Annotated in this window: 22 protein-coding genes; 17 read left to right on the top strand and 5 right to left on the bottom strand. The window is 70.4% G+C overall.

Annotated features, from left to right (window positions below; all coding sequences use genetic code 11):
• Positions 1 to 9 precede the first annotated feature (9 nt).
• Positions 10 to 864: an SDR family NAD(P)-dependent oxidoreductase gene (locus tag ACGFI1_RS15265; RefSeq protein ID WP_392785792.1), complete on the bottom strand. Its 855-nt coding sequence runs from the start codon at positions 862 to 864 to the stop codon at positions 10 to 12.
• Between the two features lie 56 nt (positions 865 to 920).
• Positions 921 to 2,027: a ferritin-like domain-containing protein gene (locus tag ACGFI1_RS15260; protein ID WP_392785790.1), complete on the bottom strand. Its 1,107-nt coding sequence runs from the start codon at positions 2,025 to 2,027 to the stop codon at positions 921 to 923.
• 107 nt (positions 2,028 to 2,134) lie between these two features.
• Between ACGFI1_RS15260 and ACGFI1_RS15255 the strand changes: the two genes are divergently transcribed.
• Positions 2,135 to 2,827, top strand: coding sequence for a TetR/AcrR family transcriptional regulator (locus tag ACGFI1_RS15255; RefSeq protein WP_392736709.1), 693 nt, complete (start codon positions 2,135 to 2,137; stop codon positions 2,825 to 2,827).
• On the opposite strand, the gene ACGFI1_RS15250 is transcribed toward ACGFI1_RS15255, so the two are convergent.
• Positions 2,760 to 3,446, bottom strand: coding sequence for a TetR/AcrR family transcriptional regulator (locus tag ACGFI1_RS15250; RefSeq protein ID WP_392785788.1), 687 nt, complete (start codon positions 3,444 to 3,446; stop codon positions 2,760 to 2,762). The genes ACGFI1_RS15255 and ACGFI1_RS15250 overlap by 68 nt on opposite strands.
• 83 nt (positions 3,447 to 3,529) lie before the next feature.
• Here ACGFI1_RS15250 and ACGFI1_RS15245 point away from each other — a divergent pair, with 83 nt between their 5' ends.
• Positions 3,530 to 4,993: a flavin-containing monooxygenase gene (locus ACGFI1_RS15245; protein WP_386874766.1), complete on the top strand. Its 1,464-nt coding sequence runs from the start codon at positions 3,530 to 3,532 to the stop codon at positions 4,991 to 4,993.
• Between the two features lie 89 nt (positions 4,994 to 5,082).
• The gene (locus ACGFI1_RS15240) at positions 5,083 to 5,463 is read left to right on the top strand and encodes a nitroreductase family deazaflavin-dependent oxidoreductase (RefSeq protein ID WP_387078920.1); all 381 of its coding nucleotides are present in this window, start codon (positions 5,083 to 5,085) and stop codon (positions 5,461 to 5,463) included.
• 19 nt (positions 5,464 to 5,482) lie between these two features.
• Here ACGFI1_RS15240 and ACGFI1_RS15235 read toward each other — a convergent pair whose 3' ends face one another.
• Positions 5,483 to 6,136 (bottom strand): TetR/AcrR family transcriptional regulator, encoded by a 654-nt coding sequence (locus ACGFI1_RS15235; RefSeq protein WP_138638953.1) that lies wholly within the window; start codon positions 6,134 to 6,136, stop codon positions 5,483 to 5,485.
• A gap of 130 nt (positions 6,137 to 6,266) precedes the next feature.
• The gene (locus ACGFI1_RS15230) at positions 6,267 to 7,484 is read right to left on the bottom strand and encodes a helix-turn-helix domain-containing protein (protein WP_387078918.1); all 1,218 of its coding nucleotides are present in this window, start codon (positions 7,482 to 7,484) and stop codon (positions 6,267 to 6,269) included.
• 460 nt (positions 7,485 to 7,944) lie between these two features.
• Here ACGFI1_RS15230 and ACGFI1_RS15225 point away from each other — a divergent pair, with 460 nt between their 5' ends.
• From ACGFI1_RS15225 to ACGFI1_RS15160, 14 genes are all read left to right on the top strand, one after another.
• Complete coding sequence (locus tag ACGFI1_RS15225; protein ID WP_138638955.1) at positions 7,945 to 8,937, top strand: ABC transporter ATP-binding protein; 993 nt, start codon at positions 7,945 to 7,947, stop codon at positions 8,935 to 8,937.
• An 83-nt stretch (positions 8,938 to 9,020) separates the two neighbouring features.
• Complete coding sequence (locus ACGFI1_RS15220; protein WP_138638956.1) at positions 9,021 to 9,809, top strand: MlaE family ABC transporter permease; 789 nt, start codon at positions 9,021 to 9,023, stop codon at positions 9,807 to 9,809.
• A gap of 1 nt (position 9,810) precedes the next feature.
• Positions 9,811 to 10,647, top strand: a complete 837-nt coding sequence (locus ACGFI1_RS15215; RefSeq protein ID WP_138638957.1) for an MlaE family ABC transporter permease — start codon at positions 9,811 to 9,813, stop codon at positions 10,645 to 10,647.
• Between the two features lies 1 nt (position 10,648).
• Entirely contained in the window at positions 10,649 to 11,926 is a 1,278-nt protein-coding gene (locus tag ACGFI1_RS15210; RefSeq protein ID WP_392785785.1) for an MCE family protein, read from the top strand.
• Positions 11,923 to 12,981: an MCE family protein gene (locus tag ACGFI1_RS15205; RefSeq protein ID WP_392785783.1), complete on the top strand. Its 1,059-nt coding sequence runs from the start codon at positions 11,923 to 11,925 to the stop codon at positions 12,979 to 12,981. Before ACGFI1_RS15210 ends, ACGFI1_RS15205 begins: the two co-directional genes overlap by 4 nt.
• Positions 12,978 to 14,192, top strand: coding sequence for an MCE family protein (locus tag ACGFI1_RS15200; RefSeq protein WP_392785781.1), 1,215 nt, complete (start codon positions 12,978 to 12,980; stop codon positions 14,190 to 14,192). The genes ACGFI1_RS15205 and ACGFI1_RS15200 overlap by 4 nt, the downstream gene beginning before the upstream one ends.
• Before the next feature lies 1 nt (position 14,193).
• Complete coding sequence (locus ACGFI1_RS15195; RefSeq protein WP_392785779.1) at positions 14,194 to 15,435, top strand: MCE family protein; 1,242 nt, start codon at positions 14,194 to 14,196, stop codon at positions 15,433 to 15,435.
• Positions 15,435 to 16,739, top strand: coding sequence for an MCE family protein (locus ACGFI1_RS15190; protein WP_392785777.1), 1,305 nt, complete (start codon positions 15,435 to 15,437; stop codon positions 16,737 to 16,739). The genes ACGFI1_RS15195 and ACGFI1_RS15190 overlap by 1 nt, the downstream gene beginning before the upstream one ends.
• A 1-nt stretch (position 16,740) precedes the next feature.
• Complete coding sequence (locus ACGFI1_RS15185; protein WP_392785775.1) at positions 16,741 to 17,991, top strand: MCE family protein; 1,251 nt, start codon at positions 16,741 to 16,743, stop codon at positions 17,989 to 17,991.
• The gene (locus ACGFI1_RS15180; protein ID WP_392785773.1) at positions 17,988 to 18,548 is read left to right on the top strand and encodes a hypothetical protein; all 561 of its coding nucleotides are present in this window, start codon (positions 17,988 to 17,990) and stop codon (positions 18,546 to 18,548) included. The genes ACGFI1_RS15185 and ACGFI1_RS15180 overlap by 4 nt, the downstream gene beginning before the upstream one ends.
• Positions 18,545 to 19,144: a hypothetical protein gene (locus ACGFI1_RS15175; RefSeq protein ID WP_392785772.1), complete on the top strand. Its 600-nt coding sequence runs from the start codon at positions 18,545 to 18,547 to the stop codon at positions 19,142 to 19,144. The genes ACGFI1_RS15180 and ACGFI1_RS15175 overlap by 4 nt, the downstream gene beginning before the upstream one ends.
• 19 nt (positions 19,145 to 19,163) lie before the next feature.
• Entirely contained in the window at positions 19,164 to 19,895 is a 732-nt protein-coding gene (locus ACGFI1_RS15170; RefSeq protein WP_392785770.1) for a hypothetical protein, read from the top strand.
• An 18-nt stretch (positions 19,896 to 19,913) separates the two neighbouring features.
• Complete coding sequence (locus ACGFI1_RS15165) at positions 19,914 to 20,465, top strand: hypothetical protein (protein ID WP_392785768.1); 552 nt, start codon at positions 19,914 to 19,916, stop codon at positions 20,463 to 20,465.
• Between the two features lies 1 nt (position 20,466).
• Positions 20,467 to 21,099, top strand: coding sequence for a hypothetical protein (locus tag ACGFI1_RS15160; protein WP_392785766.1), 633 nt, complete (start codon positions 20,467 to 20,469; stop codon positions 21,097 to 21,099).
• The last annotated feature ends 237 nt before the right edge of the window (positions 21,100 to 21,336 follow it).

The following is a 21,336-nucleotide window of genomic DNA, read 5'->3' as shown; positions in this document are numbered from 1 at the left end:
GCGCGGACGTCAGCCCTGGGGGGTGGGGATTCTGGCCAGCAGGCGCAGGGACGCGGGGGACACCCGGGACAGGGTGCGCAGCAGGTGGCCCTCGAAGTTCACCGGGACCACGGCCTTGTTCTTGACGATGGCGTCGACGACCCGCTCGGCGACCTTCTCCGGCGGGTAGTTGCGCAGCTGGATGGCCTTCTGGCCGCGCTGTCGCAGCTTCTCCGGGGACCCGTCGACGTAGGTCCCGTTCTTGACGAGGTCGGTGCTGACGAAGCCGGGGCAGACGGCGGTGACGCCGATCCGCGACCCCGCCAGCTCCGCGCGCAGCGACTCGCTGAGCATCAGCACGGCCGCCTTCGTCGTGCAGTAGGCGGGCATGCCGCGCCACGGCGCGAACGCGGAGGCGGACGCGATGTTGACGATGTGCCCGCCGAGGTTCGGCTTGTCGGGCTTGTTGGGCAGGGCGTTGACGCGGTCGCGCATCTGCCGGCCGAACAGCCGGCAGCCGTGGATGACGCCCCACAGGTTGACGCCGAGGATGCGGTCCCAGTCGTCCGGCTCGGTGTCGAGGAACGGCCCGGCGAGCGCGATGCCCGCGTTGTTGACCACGATGTCGGGGACGCGGTGCGCCTCCTTCACCTCGGCGGCGAACGCCTCCATGGCGGCGGCGTCGGAGACGTCCACCCGGTGGGCGGTGCCGCCCGCGCCGACGGACTTCGCGCGGGCGGCGGTGCGCTCCGCCGCGGCCAGGTCGATGTCGGCCGCGATGACGCTCGCGCCGCTCTCGGCCAGGGCGAGGGCGGTGGCCCGGCCGATGCCGCTGCCGGCTCCGGTGACGACGGCGAGCGCTCCGTCGAAGTGCGCGAGTGGCATCAGGACCTCCGAGGTGTGCGGACGAGTGGCTCTCAGATCGAGTGATCCAAACGTACTCAGCCCGCCGCCGCGTCGGCGATGACGGCGTCCACTTCGGCCTTGCGGTCGGCCTCCTCGGCGGCGAACCGCTCGGTGTCGAGCTTCTCGGCGATCTCCTCGTCCTGCCTCATGAGCGCGTCGAGGTCGGCCTTGGACATGTCGAGGACGCCCATGTCGTCATAGGTCTGCCGGACGCGCTCGCTCCACAGCCCGATGTCCTTCACGCACGGGACGATCCGGCTGAACAGCAGGCTCTGGAACATCCGCATGTAGGGCGAGTTCTCCACCAGCTCGTCGACCTCGGCGGGGTCGATCCCGAAGTTGGTGTAGATCTCCCGGCCGCGGATGCGGTCGCGCATCAGGTAGCAGCCCTCGATGACGAAGTCCTCGCGCTCGCGCAGTTCGGCGGCCGAGAGTTGCTTGTAGTAGTCGCGCAGCGCGAGCCGGCCGAACGCGACGTGGCGCGCCTCGTCCTGCATGACGTAGGCGAGGATCTGCTTGGGCAGCGGCTTGGTGGTGATGTCGCGGATGACGCCGAAGGCGGCGAGCGCGAGGCCCTCGATGAGCACCTGCATGCCGAGGTAGGGCATGTCCCAGCGGGAGTCGGTGAGGGTCTCGTCCAGCAGGTCCTGGAGCTGGGTGTTGATCGGGTAGACCATCCCGATCTTCTCGTGCAGGAAGCGGGTGAACAGCTCGACGTGCCGCGCCTCGTCCATGGTCTGGGTGGCGGAGTAGAACTTGGAGTCGAGGTCGGGCACCGACTCGACGATGCGGGCGGCGGTGACCATCGCGCCCTGCTCGCCGTGCATGAACTGGGAGAACTGCCAGGACGTGTAGTGCTGGCGCAGCTCGCCGCGCTCCTTGACCGAGAGCTTGTCCCAGTGCTCCGTCCCGTAGATGGCGAGTGACTGGTCCGGGACGCCGAGGACGTTGTGCGGGTCGACCTCGAGGTCCCAGTCGATGCGCTTGACGGAGTCCCACTGCTTGTCCTTGCCCTTCTGGTAGAGGGCGAGGAGGCGGTCGCGTCCGTCGTCGTACTCCCAGGTGAACCGGGCGTCGCCGGCCATGGGCACGGTCCAGCCCCCGGTGGGGACGGGGTCGGTGTAGAGGTCGTGGGTCGACATGGGGCACTCCTCCCCGAGCGCGGACGTACGATGTACGTCTACGTACAATGTACGTACCGTGTCATGGGACACTTATCGGTGTCAACGGCGGGAAGGGGACGGGCGCGATGGCCAAGGGCGTGACCTCCGACACGCCGCGCCCCGCGCTGACCCGCGACCGCATCGTCCGGGCGGCGGTCGCGCTGATCGAGCGGGAGGGCGCGGACGCGCTGTCGATGCGCCGCGTCGCGGCCGAGCTGGACGTCGCCGTGATGTCGCTGTACAACCACGTCCCGAACAAGACCGCCCTGCTGGAGGGCGTCGCGGAGCAGGTCGTCGCGGGCCTGGAGCTGACCGACGACCCCGACGAGCCCTGGCAGCAGCGGGCGCGGGCGCTCGTCCGCGCGTTCCGCAAGGTCGCGCACGACAACCCGCGCTGCATGACGATCGTCTTCACCCACAAGGTCGACACGGCGGCGGGGCTGCGGCCGATGGAGCGGGCGCTCGCGCTGGCGGACGCGGCCGGGTTCGACGGCGGCACCGCCGTGCGGATCATGCGGGCGCTGCTGGCCTACGCGATCGGCGCGCAGATGCGCGAGATCGGCATGGAGAAGATGCTCGGGCACCTCGCCGAGACGGGCGCCGAGTCGTGGAACCACCTCGACCCGGACGAGTTCCGGCACGTCATCGCCTACGGCCCCGAGTTGGCCGAGCACGACCCCGAGAGCGACTTCGAGTTCGGCCTGGACCTGCTCATCTCGGCGCTGGAGGTGCTTGCCCGTCGTCAGCCGGCCCGGGGGACGGGGCCAGGTACGGGCTGAGGCCCTGCCGGCAGAAGTCGGTCATGTAGCGGGCGGCGTCCTCCGCCGACACGTCGGGACGGGTGGCCTGCCACAGCGCGACCCGCTCGCTCGCGCCCATGATGATCTGCGTGTACGCCTCGATCGCGGCGTCCGGCGCGCCCGGCGCGAACATCGCGAGCACCCCCGCGATCAGCGTGCTCTGCTGCCGCCGGGTCGCCTCGACGGCCTCGGCGGTCTCCGGGGACGGGGCGACCGGCTCGCGCAGCAGCATCGCGAACGAGCCGCTGTGCGCGTCGACGAAGGAGAAGTAGGCGAGCATGCCGCGCCGGAGGATGTCCTCGGGGGTGGTGGCGCCCGCCATGGCCTTCTGGGTGACGTCGAGCAGTTCGGCCTTGGACCGGCTCACGCACGCCACGAGCAGGCCGTCCTTGGAGCCGAAGTACTCGTAGAGCATCGGCTTGGAGACGCCGCAGCGGTCGGCGATCTCGTCCATGGAGGTGCCCTGGTAGCCGCGCTCGCCGAACACCTGCTCCGCCACGTCCAGCATCTGCTGCTCCCGCTCGGCCCGCGACATCCGCCTGCGCTTGCGGGCCGGGGGCTGTGACGGCGGCTGGGGCTGCGGTGTGGCGCCACTCACAGGAGAATCCTCTCTGTTGGACCTACCGTCAGTAACCTACTCGCGGTAACTTACCCGAAGTAGGTTATCTGAGAGGAGGGGTCATGAGCGACCGCGCCCCCGCGATCGTCATCATCGGCTCCGGCTTCGCCGGCCTCGGCATGGCGATCCGGCTCAAGCAGTCCGGCTTCCACGACTTCACCGTCCTGGAGAAGAGCGACGCGCTCGGCGGGACGTGGCACGACAACACCTATCCCGGGTGCGCCTGCGACGTGCCCTCCCACATGTACTCCTTCTCCTTCGAGCTGAACCCCGGCTGGTCCCGGATGTTCGCGCCGCAGCCGGAGATCCGCGCGTACATGGAGCAGACCGCCGACAAGTACCGGGTGCGCGACCACATCCGCTTCGGCGCGCGGGTCGACTCCATGGAGTACGACGACGAGGCCAGGCGCTGGAACGTCACCCTCACCGACGGGACGGTCCTCACCCCGCGGGCCATCGTGTCGGGCATCGGCGCGCTGCACGTCCCGTCCTTCCCGGACCTGCCGGGCATGGAGCGGTTCCAGGGCACCGCGTTCCACTCCGCCGAGTGGGACCACGGCTACGACCTCACCGGCAAGCGCGTCGCCGTCATCGGGACGGGCGCGTCCGCGATCCAGTTCGTCCCGAAGGTCGCCAAGCAGGCCGGGGAGCTGGTCGTCTTCCAGCGGACGCCGCCGTGGATCCAGCCGAAGCCGGACGTGTCGATCCCCGCGCCGGTGCGCAAGGCGTTCGAGAAGGTGCCGGGCGCCGCCCGCGCGTTCCGGAACGGCATCTACTGGGCGCTGGAGGCCCGCGCGGTCGGCTTCACCGTCGACCCGCGGCTGTCGGGCCCGCAGGAGCGCATCGCCCGCCGGCACATCGAGAAGCAGATCGCCGACCCGGAGCTGCGCGCCAAGGTGACGCCCGACTACACGATCGGGTGCAAGCGGATCCTGCTGTCCAACGACTACTATCCGGCGCTCGCCCGCCCGAACGTGCACGTGGAGACCTCCGGCGTCGCCGAGGTGCGGGAGAACTCGATCGTCACCGCGGACGGCCGCGAGTACGAGGTCGACTGCATCATCTACGGCACCGGCTTCAAGGTGGTCGACGCGCTCAACGACCTGCGCGTCACCGGGCGGGACGGCACCAAGCTCCAGGAGATCTGGGCGGACGGCATCGAGGCGCACCGCGGCACCACGATCCCCGGCATGCCGAACTTCTTCATGCTGCTCGGCCCGAACACCGGCCTCGGCCACAACTCGGTCGTCTTCATGATCGAGGTGCAGATCCAGCACGTGCTGAGCTGCCTGCGCCTCCTCCAGGACGCCGGCGGCGAGGTCATCGAGCCGAGGCCGGAGGCCGCGCGCCGGTTCAACGACCGGCTGCAGAGGCGGCTGCGCCGCGCCGTCTGGAACGAGGGCGGCTGCAACAGCTGGTACCTGGACGACAAGGGCGTCAACCGCACCCTGTGGCCGGGCTTCACGTTCGAGTTCTGGGCGGGCTCCCGCAAGGCCGACCCCGCCGAGTACATCGTCACCCGCTGACTCACTCTCTGATAATCGCCGTCAGGTCCGGGCGCCCGCCATGCAGTGCTTGCCATGCGGTGGGCGCCCGGACGTGTTACTCATGGGGCATGCCGAAGCCGCTGATGCCGAGCTGGCTCCCCAGCTTCAACAAGAAGGTCACGAACCGGATCCAGGGCGTCTACGCGCCCTACGTGCCGCCGCTCGCCGTGGTCGTGCACCGGGGGCGCCGGTCGGGCCGCGAGTACCGGACGCCCGTCACCGCGTTCCGCAGCGGCTCGCGGCTGATCATCGGGCTGCCGTACGGGCGCGACACCGACTGGGTCCGCAACCTGCTGGCCGAGGGGCGCGGCGGGGTGGAGCGGCTCGGCCGCGCCCGGCGCATCGCGCACCCGCGCGTGGTGACCGCCGCCGAGGCCGACGTGCTGCCGCTGCCGGCCCGGTCCGCCGCCCGCTACATGGACATCCTGGTGGCCGACATCGAGGACTGAGCCGGGGCGCGACGGCTCGTCAGCGCTGCTTCTCGGGCGCGAACATGGGCCGGAACCCGGCGAGGAGCTGCCGGATCACGGGCCGCTGCTCGGCCGGGGTGCGGCCCCGCAGGTCGTGTATCGGGTCGAGGCCGTCGTAGTACGGCGCCAGCGCGAGGAACGGCAGCAGGGTCATCAGCCAGGTGGCGAGGACGGCGAGGTCGGCGTCCTCGCGGATGGCGCCCTCGGCCTTCCACAGCTCCAGCGTCGGGTGGATGACCTGGAGGTAGTGCTGGTTCGCGGTGTCGCGGACGACGGACCGCACGCTGTTGTCGAGCTCGAAGTTGGTGGCCGCCGTGACGCCGCGCTCCAGCGGGTGGTCGGCCATGTACTCGGTCCAGTCGCAGAGGACGTCGAAGAGCCACTCGTCGAAGGACTGGTCGAAGGAGACGCGCTCGATGCGGCGCTCCATCTCCTCGCGGATGCGGCGGGACGTCTCGTCGCAGACGAACGCGAAGAACTCCAGCTTGTCGCTGAAGTACTGGAACAGCGACCCCTTGGCGATGCCGGCCTCACGCGCGATGGTGTTGAGGCTGCCGGTCGAGTACCCGTGCTCCCCGAACTCGCGCATCGCCACCTCGAGCACGCGCTCGCGTTTGGCGACGTTGAGGCGGAACCAGGTCGAGGTCGGCATGGACTCCTTCGACTTCCCGTCAGGGGGCGGTAACCAGAAGGTCAGGATAACGGCCCGTGCCGTCCCGTGTGACCCAAAACGTCACCGGCGTTCGCGGAAAGTCACAACAGCGTCGAAACGGCCGTCGGTGTCACGCCTTCCGGCGCCCCAGGCGGCGGCGCCGGTAGAGGCTCGCGGCGCGCAGGGTGGCGTCGAGCGAGAACCGGGTGTCGGCGTCGTCCAGGCTGTCGCCGAGGTAGCCCTCCAGCTGGCGGAGCCGGTACCGGACGGTCTGCGGGTGGATCTTGAGCCGCTCGCCGATGTCGACCGCGGTGGCGCGGGTGGTGACGGACTCGGCGAGGGTCTCGACCAGGCGCTTGCGCTGCCCGTCCGAGACGTCCTGGAGCGGCTCCAGGTGCCGCCGGGTGAGCTCCTCGATCAGCGGCGGGTCGGACAGCAGCCACATGGTCATCAGGTGGTTCTGGCACGGGATGAGGGAGCCGTCCGGGATGATCCCCTCCTCCGCGAGCGCGAGGACGCGGCGCGCCCAGCGCAGCGAGTGCGTGGCCCGTTCCAGCGGGAGGGTGAGGCCGAGGACGCAGCTGGCGTCCGACAGGGCGGCGCGCAGCATGCTCTTGCGGTCGGCGGTGAGCGGCCCGGGGACGAGCAGGCACGGCTCCGGCGAGTCGAAGTCGGTGAGGACGTCGGTGTCGAGCGCGGAGCGCGTGCAGGGCGCCTCGGGGTGGACGGCGATGAGCGTGGCCTCGGCGGGCAGCGGCCACCAGCCGGTGGACTTGGCGAGGTCCTCGATGGCCTCGGGGACGACGGCGGGCCGCTGCAGGATGAGGTGCAGCAGCCGTCGGCGCTCCTCTCGGCGGCGCATGTCGGCGTGCCCGGTGGCCTGCTGGTAGCCGAGGCGGGCCTGGGCGACCGATTCCTCCAGGTAGACGAGCATGGCGTCGACGGCGGCGGCCACGACGGAGGTCGGGACCTGCTCGCGCTCGGCGAGGACGGCCGTCCGGCGCCAGGCGACGTGGAAGGCGATCCGGGCGGCGGCCTGGAGGTGGTCCAGGGAGCGCCCCTCGATGGCCTCGAAGCGCCCGAGGGTGCGGCAGGTCTCGTCGCGCTGGGCGGTGGAGGCGTTCGGGTCGGAGACGCGCTCCAAGAACGTCGGCAGCAGCATGTCGGCGCAGAGCCGGAGCGTCTGGTCGTAGGACGGGTCGGGCCGGTCGTATTCGGGGATGTTCTGCTTGATCTCCGCGACGATCTCGTTCGTCACATCGGCCAGTTCGGCCCGCAGCAGCTCGAGGAAATCCCGGAAGTCGATCTGACTCCTGCCGTGTTCGGACAATTCCAATGCCTGCGACATGGAAAGGAAACCTCCGCATCGAGCCGGCCGGTACGGGGTGGCCGTCCCGGCGGGACGGCGGCTCCGGACGGGGGTGTGCCGGACGGGAAGCGAGCAGCGTGGGCGAGTTCGAGAACACCGCGAACATAAAGTCGCCAGTCCCGGCTGGCAAGGGGCTGCGGCATGATCGGCCGCACGGGGCCCCCGCTTTGCGCGCGATGTGACAAGAATGACGTTCGGTTGCTGGATCGGTGACAACCGCGGCGGCCGGGTGCGCGTCGGCGCGCGGCCCGCCGGCAACATGTTACCGGTTGGTAGTCACTCGCGACGGGTTCGCGGAGATCGAACACTAAGTCGGTGACAAATTCCGGCGGCCATTTACCGAATTGTGCCGAAGATACCGCGAGCCCCTATTGAATTCCGTGTCTACTGGGCCGTAACGTCCTCGCAACCTCCTGCCCTATCGCGAGTGGTGGTGTCGTTGGGAATTGAAGTCGTCGTCGAGGGGCTGACGAAAGTGTTCGGCCGGCAGACGATCTGGCGGGATGTCACCCTCACCCTCCCGCCGGGAGAGGTCAGCGTGCTGCTCGGGCCGTCCGGCACCGGCAAGACGGTGTTCCTCAAGTCGCTCGTCGGCCTGCTCAAGCCCGAGGAGGGCCGGGTCATGATCGACGGCGTCGACATGGTCAACGACCGCGACCGCGACGTCTTCGAGGCCCGCAAGCGGTTCGGCCTGATGTTCCAGGACGGCGCCCTGTTCGGGTCCCTGCCCCTGTACGACAACATCGCGTTCCCGCTCCGCGAGCACACCCGCAAGTCGGAGTCGGAGATCCGCCGGATCGTGCTGGAGCGGATGGAGATGGTCGGCCTCGCGGGCGAGGAGCGCAAGCTGCCCGGCCAGATCTCCGGCGGCATGCGCAAGCGCGCCGGCCTGGCCCGCGCGCTCGTCCTCGACCCGGAGATCATCCTGTGCGACGAGCCGGACTCCGGCCTCGACCCGGTCCGCACCGCGCACATCTCGCAGCTGCTCATCGACGTCAACGCGCGGATCGACGCGACGATGCTGATCGTCACGCACAACATCGACATCGCGGCGACCGTCCCCGACAACATCGGCATGCTGTACCGCCGCGACCTCGTCGCGTTCGGCCCCCGCGAGGCGCTGCTGACCAGCGAAGAGCCGGCCGTCCTGCAGTTCCTGCACGGCGACACCCACGGCCCGATCGGCATGTCGGAGGAGAAGGACGCGGCGCTGCTCGCCGCCGAGGCCGCGGCCCCGGCGCGCACCCACCGCACCCTGGAGATCCCGCCGCAGCTGCGGCCGACGCCCGGGATGCCGCCGCGGCAGGCGGAGCAGCGGCACGCGATGGCGGTCGACGCGATGATGCCGCGGCTGTCCTACGCGGCGCAGCAGGCGATCCGCGCCAACCGCGCCCACCAGCAGCGGGAAGGCGGCCTCCATGGCGCGAACTGACATGCCGCACACCGACAGGGCGCGAACTGAGCACCCGACCGCACGGCGCGGCGACGCGCGCGTGCCCGTGGAAGGAGACGCGCGTGGCCGCACCTGACGCCGCGGTCCCCGGCGCCGGCGCGCTGCGCCAGACCGGGCGGCTGTTCGCGCTGGCCGGGACGGTGCTGGCGCTGTCGTTCCGGCGCCCGTTCCAGCTCCGCGAGCTGGTCCAGCAGTTCTGGTTCATCGCGTCGGTGTCGATCCTGCCGACCGCGCTGGTGTCGATCCCGTTCGGGGCGGTCATCTCGCTGCAGGTCGGGTCGCTGGCCAAGCAGCTCGGCGCGCAGTCGCTCACCGGCGGCGCGAGCGTCCTCGCGGTCGTGCAGCAGGCGAGCCCGCTGATCGTGGCGCTGCTGATCTCCGGCGCGGCCGGGTCGGCGATCTGCGCCGACCTCGGCTCCCGGACGATCCGCGAGGAGATGGACGCGATGGAGGTGATGGGCGTCTCGCCCATCCAGCGCCTCGTCGTCCCCCGGGTGCTCGCCTGCATGGCGGTCGCGGTGCTGCTGAACGGCCTGGTCTCGGTGGTCGGCGTCGCCGGCGGCTACTTCTTCAACGTGCTGCTGCAGGACGGGACGCCCGGCGCCTACCTCGCCTCGTTCTCCGCGCTCGCGCAGCTCCCCGACCTCTACATCGGCGAGTTCAAGGCGCTGATCTTCGGGTTCATCGCCGGGGTCGTGGCCGCCTACCGCGGCCTGAACCCGAGCCCCGGCCCGAAGGGCGTCGGGGACGCGGTCAACCAGTCGGTCGTCATCACGTTCCTGATGCTGTTCTTCGTCAACGTCGTGCTGACCGCCATCTACCTGCAGGTCGTCCCCCCGAAGGGAGCGTGACATGGCGGTTCCCGGGGCTCGCCGGCTCAAGCCGGTGAAGCTGGTCTCCTGGCTGGACCAGCCCGGCGACCAGCTCGGCTTCTACATCCGGGCGCTGCTGTGGACGCCGCGCGCGATCCGCCGCTATCTGGGCGAGTCGCTGCGGCTGCTCAGCGAGGTCGCGTTCGGCAGCGGCGCGCTCGCCGTCATCGGCGGCACCGTCGGCGTGATGATCGGCATGACGATCTTCACCGGCGTCGTCGTCGGGCTGTCCGGCTACGCCGCGCTCGACCAGATCGGGTCGGCGGCGTTCACCGGGTTCATCTCGGCGTACTTCAACACCCGCGAGATCGCGCCGCTGGCGTCCGGGCTGGCGCTGTCGGCGACGGTCGGCGCGGGGTTCACCGCGCAGCTCGGCGCGATGCGGATCAACGACGAGATCGACGCGCTGGAGGGCATGGGCATCCAGTCGGTGCCCTACCTCGTCACGACCCGGATCATCGCGGGCACGGTCGCGATCATCCCGCTGTACGGCATCGGGCTGCTCAGCTCGTACCTGGCGTCCAGACAGGTGACGATCTGGTTCAACGGGCAGTCGGCCGGCACCTACGACCACTACTTCAACCTCTTCCTCGCCCCCGAGGACGTGCTGCTCTCGTTCGCGAAAGTGCTGATCTTCAGCGTGATGGTGGTGCTGGCGCACTGCTACTACGGCTACCGCGCGGTCGGCGGCCCCGCCGGCGTGGGCGTCGCCGTCGGCCGCGCGGTCCGCACCGCGATCGTGCTGATCAGCGTGACGGACTTCTTCGCCAGCCTCGCCATCTGGGGCGCCACGACGACGGTGAAGGTGACGGGCTGACATGGCGAGACGAACGACCCGGCACGTGGTCGGGCAGCGCCTCACGGGGGTGGCGTTCCTGCTCGTCCCGGCGCTGCTGATCTGGCTGTCGATCGCGATCTACGACAAGCAGTTCACCGACGCGACGACGGTGACGCTGCGCACCTCGACGGCCGGGCACGAGATGCACCCGATGGCGGACGTGAAGGTCCGCGGCGTGGTCGTCGGCGAGGTCCGCTCCATCAAGGCGGACGGCGCGGGCGCGAAGCTGGAGCTGGCGCTGAAACCGGGGATGACCGACCGGATCCCGGCGGACGTCCAGGCGCGGCTGCTGCCGACGACGGTGTTCGGCGCCCGGTTCGTCTCGCTCGTCCCGCCGCCGGGGTCGGCGGGCCGGCCGATCGCCGACGGCGACGTCATCTCCGAGGACCGCAGCGAGAACGCGGTGGAGCTGTCGGAGGTCTTGAACCACACGATGGACCTGCTCAACACGCTCCAGCCCGCGAAGCTGTCGGCGACGCTGAACGCCATGTCGCGGGCGCTGGAGGGGCGCGGCGACCAGATCGGCCGCAACTTCGAGCAGCTCGACGCGTTCCTGACCAGGATGAACCCGGAGGTCCCGGCGCTCACCCGCAACCTCCAGGAGCTGGCGGAGTTCACCCAGCACGCCTCCGACGCGGCGCCCGACCTCCTCCAGGCGCTCACCGACTTCACGGTGACGAGCAAGACGATCGTGGAGCAGCGCACCGCGCTCGCGACCCTGTACGACGCGGTGTCGGGTTCGTCGGCCGACCTTCAGGACTTCCTGGACGCCAACTCCGGCAACATCATCGCGCTGGCGACCGAGAGCCGGGGGAGCCTGGAGCTGATGCGCCGCTACGCCCCGGCCGCGCCCTGCACGTTCCGCACCCTCGCCGGCTTCATCCCGACGATGAACAAGGTGCTCGGGAAGGGCACGAACCAGCACGGCGTGCACGGCGTGGTGGTGCCGCTCAAGAGCAAGGGCCGCTACGTGCCGGGCAAGGACGCGCCGCGCTACGACGGCGGCAACGGGCCGCGCTGCCCGAGCGTCCCGTACCTGGCGACCGGGAACGGCGTGCGGGTGCTGCCCGCGGGCGGCGCCCCCGGCAAGGCGGGCGCGGCCGGCAGCGGCCTCGGCCCGGCGAACTCGGCGTCGGAGAACGACCTGGTCAACGAGCTCGCCGGCCCGCCGCTGGACGAGGTCCCCGAGGAACTGCCGGACTGGTCGAGCGTGCTGGTCGGGCCGATCTACCGGGGCACGGAGGTGACGGTCAAGTGAGGCTCACCGGCCAGGGGATCAAGGGCATGGGCTTCCCGCTCGTCAGCTCGCTGATCTTCATCGTGGTGACGGTGCTGGCGACGGCGCTGCTGGCGTCCAGCATCACCGGCGCCACCAGCGGCGACCGCGTCACCTACTACGCCAAGTTCACCGATGTCGCCGGGCTGCACCCGGGGCACGGGGTGCGGATCGCGGGCGTCGAGGTCGGCCAGGTGGAGGAGATCAAGGTCAGCGACCGGCGGCTCGCCCGGGTGAAGATCTCCGTCGACCGGGATCGGCAGATCCCGGCGTCGGCGACCGCCGCCGTGAAGTACCTGAACCTGGTCGGCGGGCGGTACATCGCGCTCGGCCAGGGCACCGGCTCGCCCGGCGACGTGCTGAAGCCCGGCGGGACGATCCCCGTCGAGCACACCGCCGGGACGCTCAACCTCACGCAGCTGTTCCAGGGCTTCCAGCCGCTGATGCAGGCGCTGTCGCCCGGCGAGGCGAACAAGCTGTCGGAGTCGATCGTCAAGGTGCTCCAGGGGGAGAGCGGCACCGTCGAGAGCCTGCTGCGGACCGTCGGGCAGCTCACGAGCACGCTCGCCGCCAAGGACAAGGTGATCGGCCAGCTCATCGCCAACCTGGACAGCGTCGTCCAGACCATCAACAGCCGTGACCGGCAGCTCGTCGACCTGGTCACCACGCTGCGCCGGTTCACCTCCGGCCTCGCCACCGACCGCAAGCCGATCGGTGAGGCGCTCGGGTCGATCGCCGACCTGACCACCGCCACCGCCGGGCTGCTCCAGGTCACGCGGGACCCGCTGAAGGACGACATCGTCCAGCTCGGCCGGCTCAGCGACAACCTCAACCGCGACGAGCCGCTGCTGACGCGCTTCCTCCAGCGCTCGCCGGCCAAGATGGCGGCCTTCGGGCGCCTGGCCTCCTACGGCTCGTGGGTGAACTTCTACCAGTGCGAGGTGAAGTTGATCGGCGTCAGCTACGCGGGCTCCGACCTGTCGGAGCAGGCTCCGCCGACCGGCCTCCCCATCAAGGACGCGAGGTGCCGCGGATGACGCCCCCGACCCCGCCGCCCGGCGGCCCGCCCTCCCTCCCCCCGGGGGGCGGGCCGCCTCCCGGCGGACCTCCCGCAGGAGGTCCCCCCGCGGGCGGTCCTCCCGCAGGCGGGCCACCCGCGGGAGGGCCGCCGCCCCGGCCGCTGCCGCGCGCCCTGCCGCGCCCGAAGAAGGAGCGCCCGCGGCTGAAGCCGCTGCGCGAGCGCAACCCGGTCGTGGTCGCCGTCGTCGGCATCGTGATCCTGCTCGTCCTCGGCACGCTCGCCTACCGCGCCGACCGGCTGCCGGTCATCGGCGGCGGGACGACCTACAGCGCGTACTTCTCCGAGGCCGCCGGGCTGAAGGCGGGTCAGGAGGTCCGCGTCGCCGGGGTGAAGGTCGGGAAGGTCACCGACGTCTCGCTCAAGGGCAACAAGGTCAAGGTGACGTTCCGGGTGAAGGACACCTGGGTCGGGAACGCCACCCGCGCCACCATCATGATCAAGACGTTGCTGGGGTCGAAGTACCTCCAGCTCGACCCGCTCGGCTACCGCGCGCAGAACCCGGAGCAGACGATCCCGCTCGACCGGACGGTGGCCCCCTACGACGTCACGACGGCGTTCCAGGACCTCGGCCGGACGTTCGAGGACCTCGACACCGCCAAGCTCGCCGCGAGCCTGGAGACGATCTCCACGACGTTCGAGGACACGCCGGCGAGCGTCCGGGTCGCGCTGCACGGGCTGTCGTCGCTGTCCACCACGATCGCGTCGCGGGACGCCGAGCTGTCCCGGCTGCTCGCGGGGACCAAGCAGCTCTCGGGCACGATCGCCGCGCAGAACTCGCAGTTCGAGACGCTGTTCAAGGACGGCAACCTGCTGCTGGCCGAGCTGCGGCAGCGCCGCGACGCCATCCACGCGCTGCTGGTCGGCACCAACCGCCTCTCGAACGAGCTGGTCGGCCTGGTGAACGACAACCGCCGCACGCTCGGGCCGACGCTGGCGTCCCTGGAGCGGGTCACCAGCACCCTCGAACGCAACCAGAAGAACCTGGAGCGCGTGCTGGAGACCGCGGCGCCCTACGTCCGCGTCCTCGGCAACGCGACCGGCAACGGCCGCTGGGTGGACGGCTACCTGTGCGGGACCGTCCCCGACGAGTACCTGGAGAACGGCAGGTGGAAGGACCGGCCGCTGCCGGGCCACTGCAAGCCGCCGCACCTGACGGGAGGCCGGTGACATGGCGTCCTCCACGACGCGCACGGCGAAGCTGCCGAAGCTCGGCTCGCCGATCCGCGACCACCGGACACGGGTGGTGCAGGCGCTGATCGCGGTGTTCGTGCTGCTGGTCGCGATCGCGCTCGTCCCGCTGCTGAGCGGCGGGCCCACGCACAAGATCACCGCGTACTTCGCGACCGCGATCGGCGTCTACCCGGGCTCCGACGTCCGCGTCCTCGGCGTGAAGGTCGGGTCGATCGGCTCCATCGAACCGCTCGGCGACAAGGTCAAGGTCGAGATGCGGGTGGACGACGACGTCGACGTCCCCGCCGCCGCCCGCGCCGTCGTCATCGCGCCGAACCTGGTGTCCGACCGGTACGTCCAGCTCGACCCCGCCTACAGCGGCGGCCCGAAGATGGCCGACGGCGCCTCGATCGACGTGAACAACACCGCGACGCCGCTGGAGCTCGACCAGCTCTACACCGCCGTCCGGAAGATCTCCGGCGACCTCGGCCCGCAGGGGCTGAACGCCCAGGGCGCCCTGTCGGACGTGATCCGGGTCGGCGCCGCCAACCTCGGCGGCAACGGCCAGGCGCTCAACACGATGATCTCCGACCTCGGCAAGGCGTCGCAGACGCTCGCCGACAACAGCGGCGACCTGTACGCCACCCTCGCCAACCTCAACAAGTTCAGCGAGATGCTCCGCGCCAACGACGGGCAGATCCGGCTGGCCGAGAACCAGCTCGCCGAGGTGAGCCGGTTCCTCGCCGCCGACCGCGACGAACTCGGCGCGGCGCTGCGCAGCCTCGCGCGGGCGCTCGCCGAGGTGAAGGGGTTCGTCCAGGACAACCGGGCGGCGCTGAAGACGAACGTCGGCAAGCTCGCCAAGGTCACCCAAGTCCTGGTGGACGAGCGGGCGTCGCTCGCCGAACTCGTCGACACCGCGCCGCTGGTGACGCAGAACGCGCTGAACGCCTACGACCCGAAGACCCGCACGCTGATGGCGCGCGGCAACCTCCTGGAGATCACCAAGGCGTTCGGCAGCCTGGACCAGCCGGGCGTCGACCCGCCCGCCGCCGACCAGCGGCCGCTGTGCGCCGCGGCGGCGTCCGCGACCGCGACGCTCCGCGAGCAGTGCGACCGGCTGAACAAGGGCGGGCTGGTCGCCGTGGCGCCCACCCAGCAGACCGGGCTCCCGGCGCTGCCGCTGCCGCCCGCGGGCAAGATCTACGCCGGCTCCACCGGGAAGAAGGGGGACCGCTGATGCGCGTGCCCAAGCTCGTCGCGGCCCTCACCGCCGGCGCCGTGCTGGCGGCGGGCTGCTCGGTGCAGCTGGAGGACGTCCCGCTGCCCGGCGGCGCCGACGTCGGCGACCACCCGTACACGGTCAAGGTGCAGTTCGAGGACGTGCTGAACCTCGTCCCGCAGGCGGCCGTCCGCGTCAACGACGTGCCGGTCGGCCGGGTGAAGAAGGTGTCGCTGCCGAAGGGCGCGTGGCAGGCCGAGGTGACGCTGATCATCAACGGCGACGTGCACCTGCCCTCGAACGCCACCGCGAACCTGGAGCAGTCGAGCCTGCTGGGGGAGAAGTACGTCAAGCTGGCGGCGCCCACGACGGCTCCGTCCCCGCAGCGGCTCACCGACGGCGCCGTGATCCCGGCGTCGCGGACGACGCGCAACGCCGACACCGAAGAGGTGTTCGGCGCGCTGTCGCTGCTGCTGTCGGGCGGCGGGCTCCCGCAGATCCGCACGATCAACCGGGAGCTGAACCAGGCGCTCAACGGGCGGGAGGACAAGGTCCGCTCCGCGCTGGAGAACCTCAACACCTTCACCTCGACGCTGAACCGCAACCGGCAGTCGATCGTGAACGCGCTCGACGGGCTGAACCGGCTGTCGTCCACGGTCGCGTCCCGCAACGGCCAGGTGTCGACCGTGCTGACCGACCTGTCGCCCGGCCTGAAGGTGCTGGAGGAGCAGCGCGGCCGGCTCGTCGAGATGCTGCGCCGGCTGGAGAAGCTGTCGGACGTCGCCGTCAAGACGATCAACGCCAGCAAGGACGACACGGCCGCGAACCTGCGGGCGCTGTCGGTCATCCTCCGCAAGCTCGCCGACTCCGGCCGCGACCTGCCGAAGTCGCTGGAGATCCTGCTGACGTACCCGTTCACCGACGAGGCGCTCAAGGCCATCAAGGGCGACTACCTCAACGCCTACGTCACCGTGATCGCGGCCAAGGGCTTCGAGTGCGTCGCCCCGCCGGTGAAGGAAGAGGGTCCCTTCGACGACGTCGAGGGCGAGGACGGGGCGGCCGCGAAGACGAAGGCGGAAGAGGAGGCGCAGGCCCGCGCCCTTGCCGGGGCTTCCACGGTTATGGGCCCACAGCCGCCGCCTTGCCCGGACACGGCACGCCGACCCGGCACCAAGGCCGCGGTTCCCGGCGCGGGCACCCCCACCACCCAGGCTCCCGCCTCGCGGGCGCCGCAACCGGTCGCGCCGAGCCAGGCGCCCCGGAACGAAAGCCCGAGCAGCGAGCCCGCCCTTCCGCTGCCGACGCTCGGGGAGGGGAACTGACATGCTGACCGCGGTCACCCGCATCAAGATCGCCGCGTTCGCCGTCATCGCGGTGCTGGTCATCGCCTACATCGGTACCAACTACGCCGATGTGGGACGTTACGTCGGGCTGCGCGGCTACTACACGGTCCGGCTCGACCTGCCCAGCACCGGCGGCCTCTTCGAGGGGTCGGCGGTGTCGTACCGGGGCGTCAGCGTCGGCAAGGTCGGCAAGCTCGACCTCACCTCGGACGGTGTCGTCGCCGAACTCCACATCGACAACTCGTCACCGGACATCCCGCGCAGCCTTGAGGCGGTCGTGGCGAACCGCTCGGCAGTCGGCGAGCAGTACGTCGACCTGCGGCCCCGCGCCGACACCGGGCCCTATCTCGCGCAGGGCGCCACGATCCCGCGCAGCGTCACCACCGTGCCGGCGCCCGTGAACGAGACGCTCAAGAGCGTCAACGACTTCACCGCCTCGCTGCCGCTGAACGACACCAAGACGCTCATCGACGAGCTGGGGCTGGCCTTCGCCGGGCAGGGCCCGCACCTCCAGCAGCTCCTCGACACCAGCGCCCGGTTCGTCTCGGCGTCCGACGCGGCGTTCCCCGACACCCGCGCGCTGATCCACAACGGGCAGGTGGTGCTGCAGACGCAGAACGAGATGTCGGGGGCGTTCAAGTCGTTCGCGTCCGACTCGCGGCTGCTCGCGCGCCAGTTCCGCGACTCCGATACCGATCTCCGCGAGGTTATTGCGGCCGGGCCCGGCGCGGCGAGCGAGGTGTCCGCACTGCTCCGCGACCTGGATCCGAGCCTGAGCGTCCTGCTGGCGAACCTCCTGACGACCGCACGGATCGGCTCTCCGCGCCAGGCCGCGATCGAGGAGATGCTCGACAACCTCCCGAAGGTCGCGGGGATCGGTCCCAGCATCGTGTCGGACGGCACGCTGCGCATGGGCCTTGCGACCACGTTCTTCAACCCGCAGCCCTGCACGCGTGGCTATGGCAAGACCCGCTATCGCGAGGGGCACGACGAGTCGCCCGCGCCGCCGTTCAACACCGACGCGCACTGCGCGGAAAGCCCGAGCACCGGCATCAACGTGCGCGGCTCCGCCAACGCGCCGCACAAGGGCGTCCCGGCGCCTGCCAAGCCCGGGACGCTGAGCGGCACGCGATCGAACGACCTGATCAACTCGCTGGGGCTGTCCGCCGGAGCGCGGCCGCCGACGTCCGGTGACCTCGCCACTCTCCTCGGGCTCGGAGGCACGCGATGACCGAGGAGGCGGCGGCGGTGCCGCGCGGATTCGCCCACGTGATCCGGTGGATTCGCCCGGTCGGCTACGTCCTCGTGGCCGCCGCCACCGTCCTCCTCGGCCTGTCGTTCTGGTCGCTGTTCCAGTCCGGCCGGGGCGCCGACCACGACCTCGCCTCCGCGCGGGACGACGTGACGCGGACCGCCGTCCGCGACCTCGCGCTGGTCAACAGCATTGACCCCAAGGTGGCCGACCTGGACATGACGCATTGGATGGACGTCGCCACCGGCCCGTTCGCGGACGCCCTGAAGCGCGACATGCCCAACGCGCGCGCGAAGTTCGCCAAGCAGAAGACCCCGTCGCACGGCCGGGTCACCGCGCTCGCCGTCACCGCGCTCGACCGGTCGGCGGGCGAGGCGACCGTCCTCGCCTCGGTGCGGATCTTCACCGAGCCCGCCGGCGGCGCCGCGCAGGGGACCGAGCAGCGCAAGCGCTACGAGGTCGCGATGCAGCGCGTGGGCGGTGTCTGGAAGATCAGCTCGCTGAAACCGCTGGCACCCGGGGGGAGCGGGCCGTGAGCATCACCGAGGAGCGTCCCGCGCGCCGCGACCCGGCCTCGCGGAAGAAGCGCAAGAAGAGGACCGCCCGGCGCCCGCTCGTCTCCGGACTGAAGCGGGCCGCCGGGCTGGGGTGGCCGGTGGCCCTCGCGGTGGCGCTGTGCCTGTCCGCCTTCGCCGTCGACAGCTGGGCCGACAGGAGAAGCGAGCGGTCACCGGCCGCCAACCGCGCACTCGTCGACAAGGCGGGCACGGGCAAGGTCGTCGCCGACGTCTCGGCGAAGGTCGCGCGGATCTTCACCTACACCTACACCGACCCGGCGGCCACCGAGCGTGCCGCGAGCGACGTCCTCACCGGCCGCGCCGTCGGTGACTACCGCAAGCTGTTCGGCCTGGTGAAGCAGAACGCACCGGTCATGAAGCTCGCCCTCACCACGAAGGTGACGAAGGCCGGGCTCATCAAACTCAGCCGTGACGGGACGGCGGTCCTACTGGTCATGCTCGACCAGCGGACCACTCGGGCCGGGAAGGCGACCGGCCCGCCGGTCGCGGCCCAGCTCATCGTCACGGTCCGCGACGACCACGGCTGGCGCATCAGCGACCTCCGGGCCGCCTGAGGGAAAGGGGTGGATTCAGGTGTCCAAGACGAAGACCGCCGATACGGCGGCTGAGGAGCCCGAGGTTCAGGCCGAGGAGCCCGAGGAGCCCGAGGCCCAGGTGGACGACGGTGAGCCCGCCGAGCCGGAACCGGTCGAGGACGAGGGCGGCGAGACCCCGGAGCCGACCGGGAAGAAGTCCGACAAGACGTCGAAGCCGAAGTCGTCCGAGAAGGACGCGGACGAGAAGCCCCGGCGCGGGCTCTCCAAGGACCCGCTCATCCGGATCGCGTCGCTCGTGACGCTGATCGCGGCGGGGGCCGCCGCCTGGTTCGGCTGGTCGTACCACGCGGCGTCCGGCGACGACTCGATGGCCTACGCCGCCGAACGGGACCGGGTGCTCGCCGTGGCCGGGCAGGAGATCGTCAACCTCAACACCCTCGACTATCGCCAGGTGGACGCGGGCCTCAAGGTGTGGCAGGACTCGGCGACCGCGCAGCTCTACGACCAGATCGTGCAGGGCCGGGAGCGGCTGAAGACCGAGGTGCAGAAGGCGAAGACGACCAGCACGGCGAAGATCCTCGAATCCGGGCTCACCGAACTCGACACCCGTGCGGGCAAGGCGGCCGTCATCGCCGCCGTCCGCATCACCATCACCGGCGCCGACGGCAAGCCGGTCGACAACACCCGGCGGATGGCCGGCCAGCTCACCCGGACCTCGGATGGCTGGAAACTGTCGGCGCTCGGCCAGGCCCCGACCGGAACGCCCTGAGCGGGGAGGAGAAACGAAATGGCAGCGATCACTTCGCCCGGCCGGTTCGTCCCCGGCACCGCGCGCACTCGCCTGGTCGTGCTCCTCGGCGCGCTGACAATAGCGCTCGGTGGAGTCGCCGCCTGGTCGAACGCCCAGGAGCGCGACCTGACGAGCGCGGCCTCCGCGCAGAACGACGCTCTCAGTGACAATGGCCGAACCGCCGAGGTCAAAGGCCAGGTGACCACGGTCGTCAACACGGTGTTCTCCTACAACTACGCCGACGTGGCAAAGACGGAGAAGGCGGCGCAGGAACTACTCACCGGAAAGGCCGTCCAGCAGTACAACCAGCTGTTCGCCCTGGTGCGCAAGCAGGCGCCGCAGCAGAAGCAGGTACTCACCACGTCGGTCACCGACTCGGCGGTGAAGTCCCTGACCGGAGACCGCGCCCGCCTGCTGATCTTCGCCGACCAGCGCAACACCCGCACTGACACCAACAAGACGAGCTACTCCGCAGCCGTCTTCGCCGTGGACGCCCTGTACGCCGACGGCAAATGGAAGATCTCCGCCATCGACACCCTTGGGGCCTGACATGCGAAAGCGTGCCCGAAGATTATTGGCCGCCATCACGGCCGCGTCCGCCATCGTCAGTCTCGTCGCGTCCCCGGCCTCCGCGGCCAGTTGGACGGTAAGTCCCGGCGGCTTCTTCACCGGAGTCGGGCCGGTGCAACTTGCCAATCTCCGAACCGGGTTTGTTATCGCTTGCACGTCGACGATCTTGGGGAACGCGAGCGGCTTCGGCCCGCTCTTCAGGCTGACGAGCGTGACCTTCAGCGGTTGCGTGGCCAACTACCCCATCCCGGTCACGGTGACAGCCCCGTACACCGGCCCCGCCAATCCGTGGACCTTCGCCGTGACGGGCGTGACGTCGGGCGGAGTGACCCCCGGTCGGTTGAACGGCATCGAGATCCAGTTGGATGTCCCCAGCGCCGGGTGCTCGGCGGAGGTCGCGGGCGCGGGCGGTTTGCCCGGATACGTTGAGGGTCACCACACCAACCCGGCGAATCCTGGAGACCCCAGCACGCTCTCGATCCCGATCCTCGGCGCCGGCAACCTCGCGGTGACCACCCTGTGGTCGCCCTGCCCGACTCTCGTGAGCAGCATGGGCGACGAGTTCGCGATCAACGCCGCGTACGAACTGAGCCCAGGGCAGACGGTCAGTTAGGCCATGAATTGGGTGCGCAGTGCTAGTGGCATCGCTCCGACCGCGCGGCTGTAATCCGGTGACAAGCGAATAGTGATCGAATGCTAAGTGGATGACAACAGGTAGCAGTGCTTTATGGGAGCCGAAAAAAATGTCTTCCCGACTCTTGAGAAGTGCACTACTGACGAGTATATTCTGATAATAGAACGGCAGGACTGGGTGGTCCTGGGTTGAGGTCAACGGCGTTGTTCGGCTTCA

The organism is Actinomadura geliboluensis (assembly GCF_043197915.1).
In the GTDB taxonomy this organism is placed as follows: domain Bacteria; phylum Actinomycetota; class Actinomycetes; order Streptosporangiales; family Streptosporangiaceae; genus Spirillospora; species Spirillospora geliboluensis.
The sequence above is the reverse complement of the archived record's forward strand: the minus strand, read 5'-3'. Positions and strand labels throughout refer to the sequence as shown.

Coding starts and splice junctions, on each gene's coding strand:
- ACGFI1_RS15265 (WP_392785792.1), bottom strand. CDS start 864: ATGCCACTCGCGCACTTCGACGGAGCGCTCGCCGTCGTCACCGGAGCC.
- ACGFI1_RS15260 (WP_392785790.1), bottom strand. CDS start 2,027: ATGTCGACCCACGACCTCTACACCGACCCCGTCCCCACCGGGGGCTGG.
- ACGFI1_RS15255 (WP_392736709.1), top strand. CDS start 2,135: ATGGCCAAGGGCGTGACCTCCGACACGCCGCGCCCCGCGCTGACCCGC.
- ACGFI1_RS15245 (WP_386874766.1), top strand. CDS start 3,530: ATGAGCGACCGCGCCCCCGCGATCGTCATCATCGGCTCCGGCTTCGCC.
- ACGFI1_RS15240 (WP_387078920.1), top strand. CDS start 5,083: ATGCCGAAGCCGCTGATGCCGAGCTGGCTCCCCAGCTTCAACAAGAAG.
- ACGFI1_RS15235 (WP_138638953.1), bottom strand. CDS start 6,136: ATGCCGACCTCGACCTGGTTCCGCCTCAACGTCGCCAAACGCGAGCGC.
- ACGFI1_RS15230 (WP_387078918.1), bottom strand. CDS start 7,484: ATGTCGCAGGCATTGGAATTGTCCGAACACGGCAGGAGTCAGATCGAC.
- ACGFI1_RS15215 (WP_138638957.1), top strand. CDS start 9,811: ATGGCGGTTCCCGGGGCTCGCCGGCTCAAGCCGGTGAAGCTGGTCTCC.
- ACGFI1_RS15210 (WP_392785785.1), top strand. CDS start 10,649: ATGGCGAGACGAACGACCCGGCACGTGGTCGGGCAGCGCCTCACGGGG.
- ACGFI1_RS15200 (WP_392785781.1), top strand. CDS start 12,978: ATGACGCCCCCGACCCCGCCGCCCGGCGGCCCGCCCTCCCTCCCCCCG.
- ACGFI1_RS15195 (WP_392785779.1), top strand. CDS start 14,194: ATGGCGTCCTCCACGACGCGCACGGCGAAGCTGCCGAAGCTCGGCTCG.
- ACGFI1_RS15190 (WP_392785777.1), top strand. CDS start 15,435: ATGCGCGTGCCCAAGCTCGTCGCGGCCCTCACCGCCGGCGCCGTGCTG.
- ACGFI1_RS15185 (WP_392785775.1), top strand. CDS start 16,741: ATGCTGACCGCGGTCACCCGCATCAAGATCGCCGCGTTCGCCGTCATC.
- ACGFI1_RS15180 (WP_392785773.1), top strand. CDS start 17,988: ATGACCGAGGAGGCGGCGGCGGTGCCGCGCGGATTCGCCCACGTGATC.
- ACGFI1_RS15165 (WP_392785768.1), top strand. CDS start 19,914: ATGGCAGCGATCACTTCGCCCGGCCGGTTCGTCCCCGGCACCGCGCGC.
- ACGFI1_RS15160 (WP_392785766.1), top strand. CDS start 20,467: ATGCGAAAGCGTGCCCGAAGATTATTGGCCGCCATCACGGCCGCGTCC.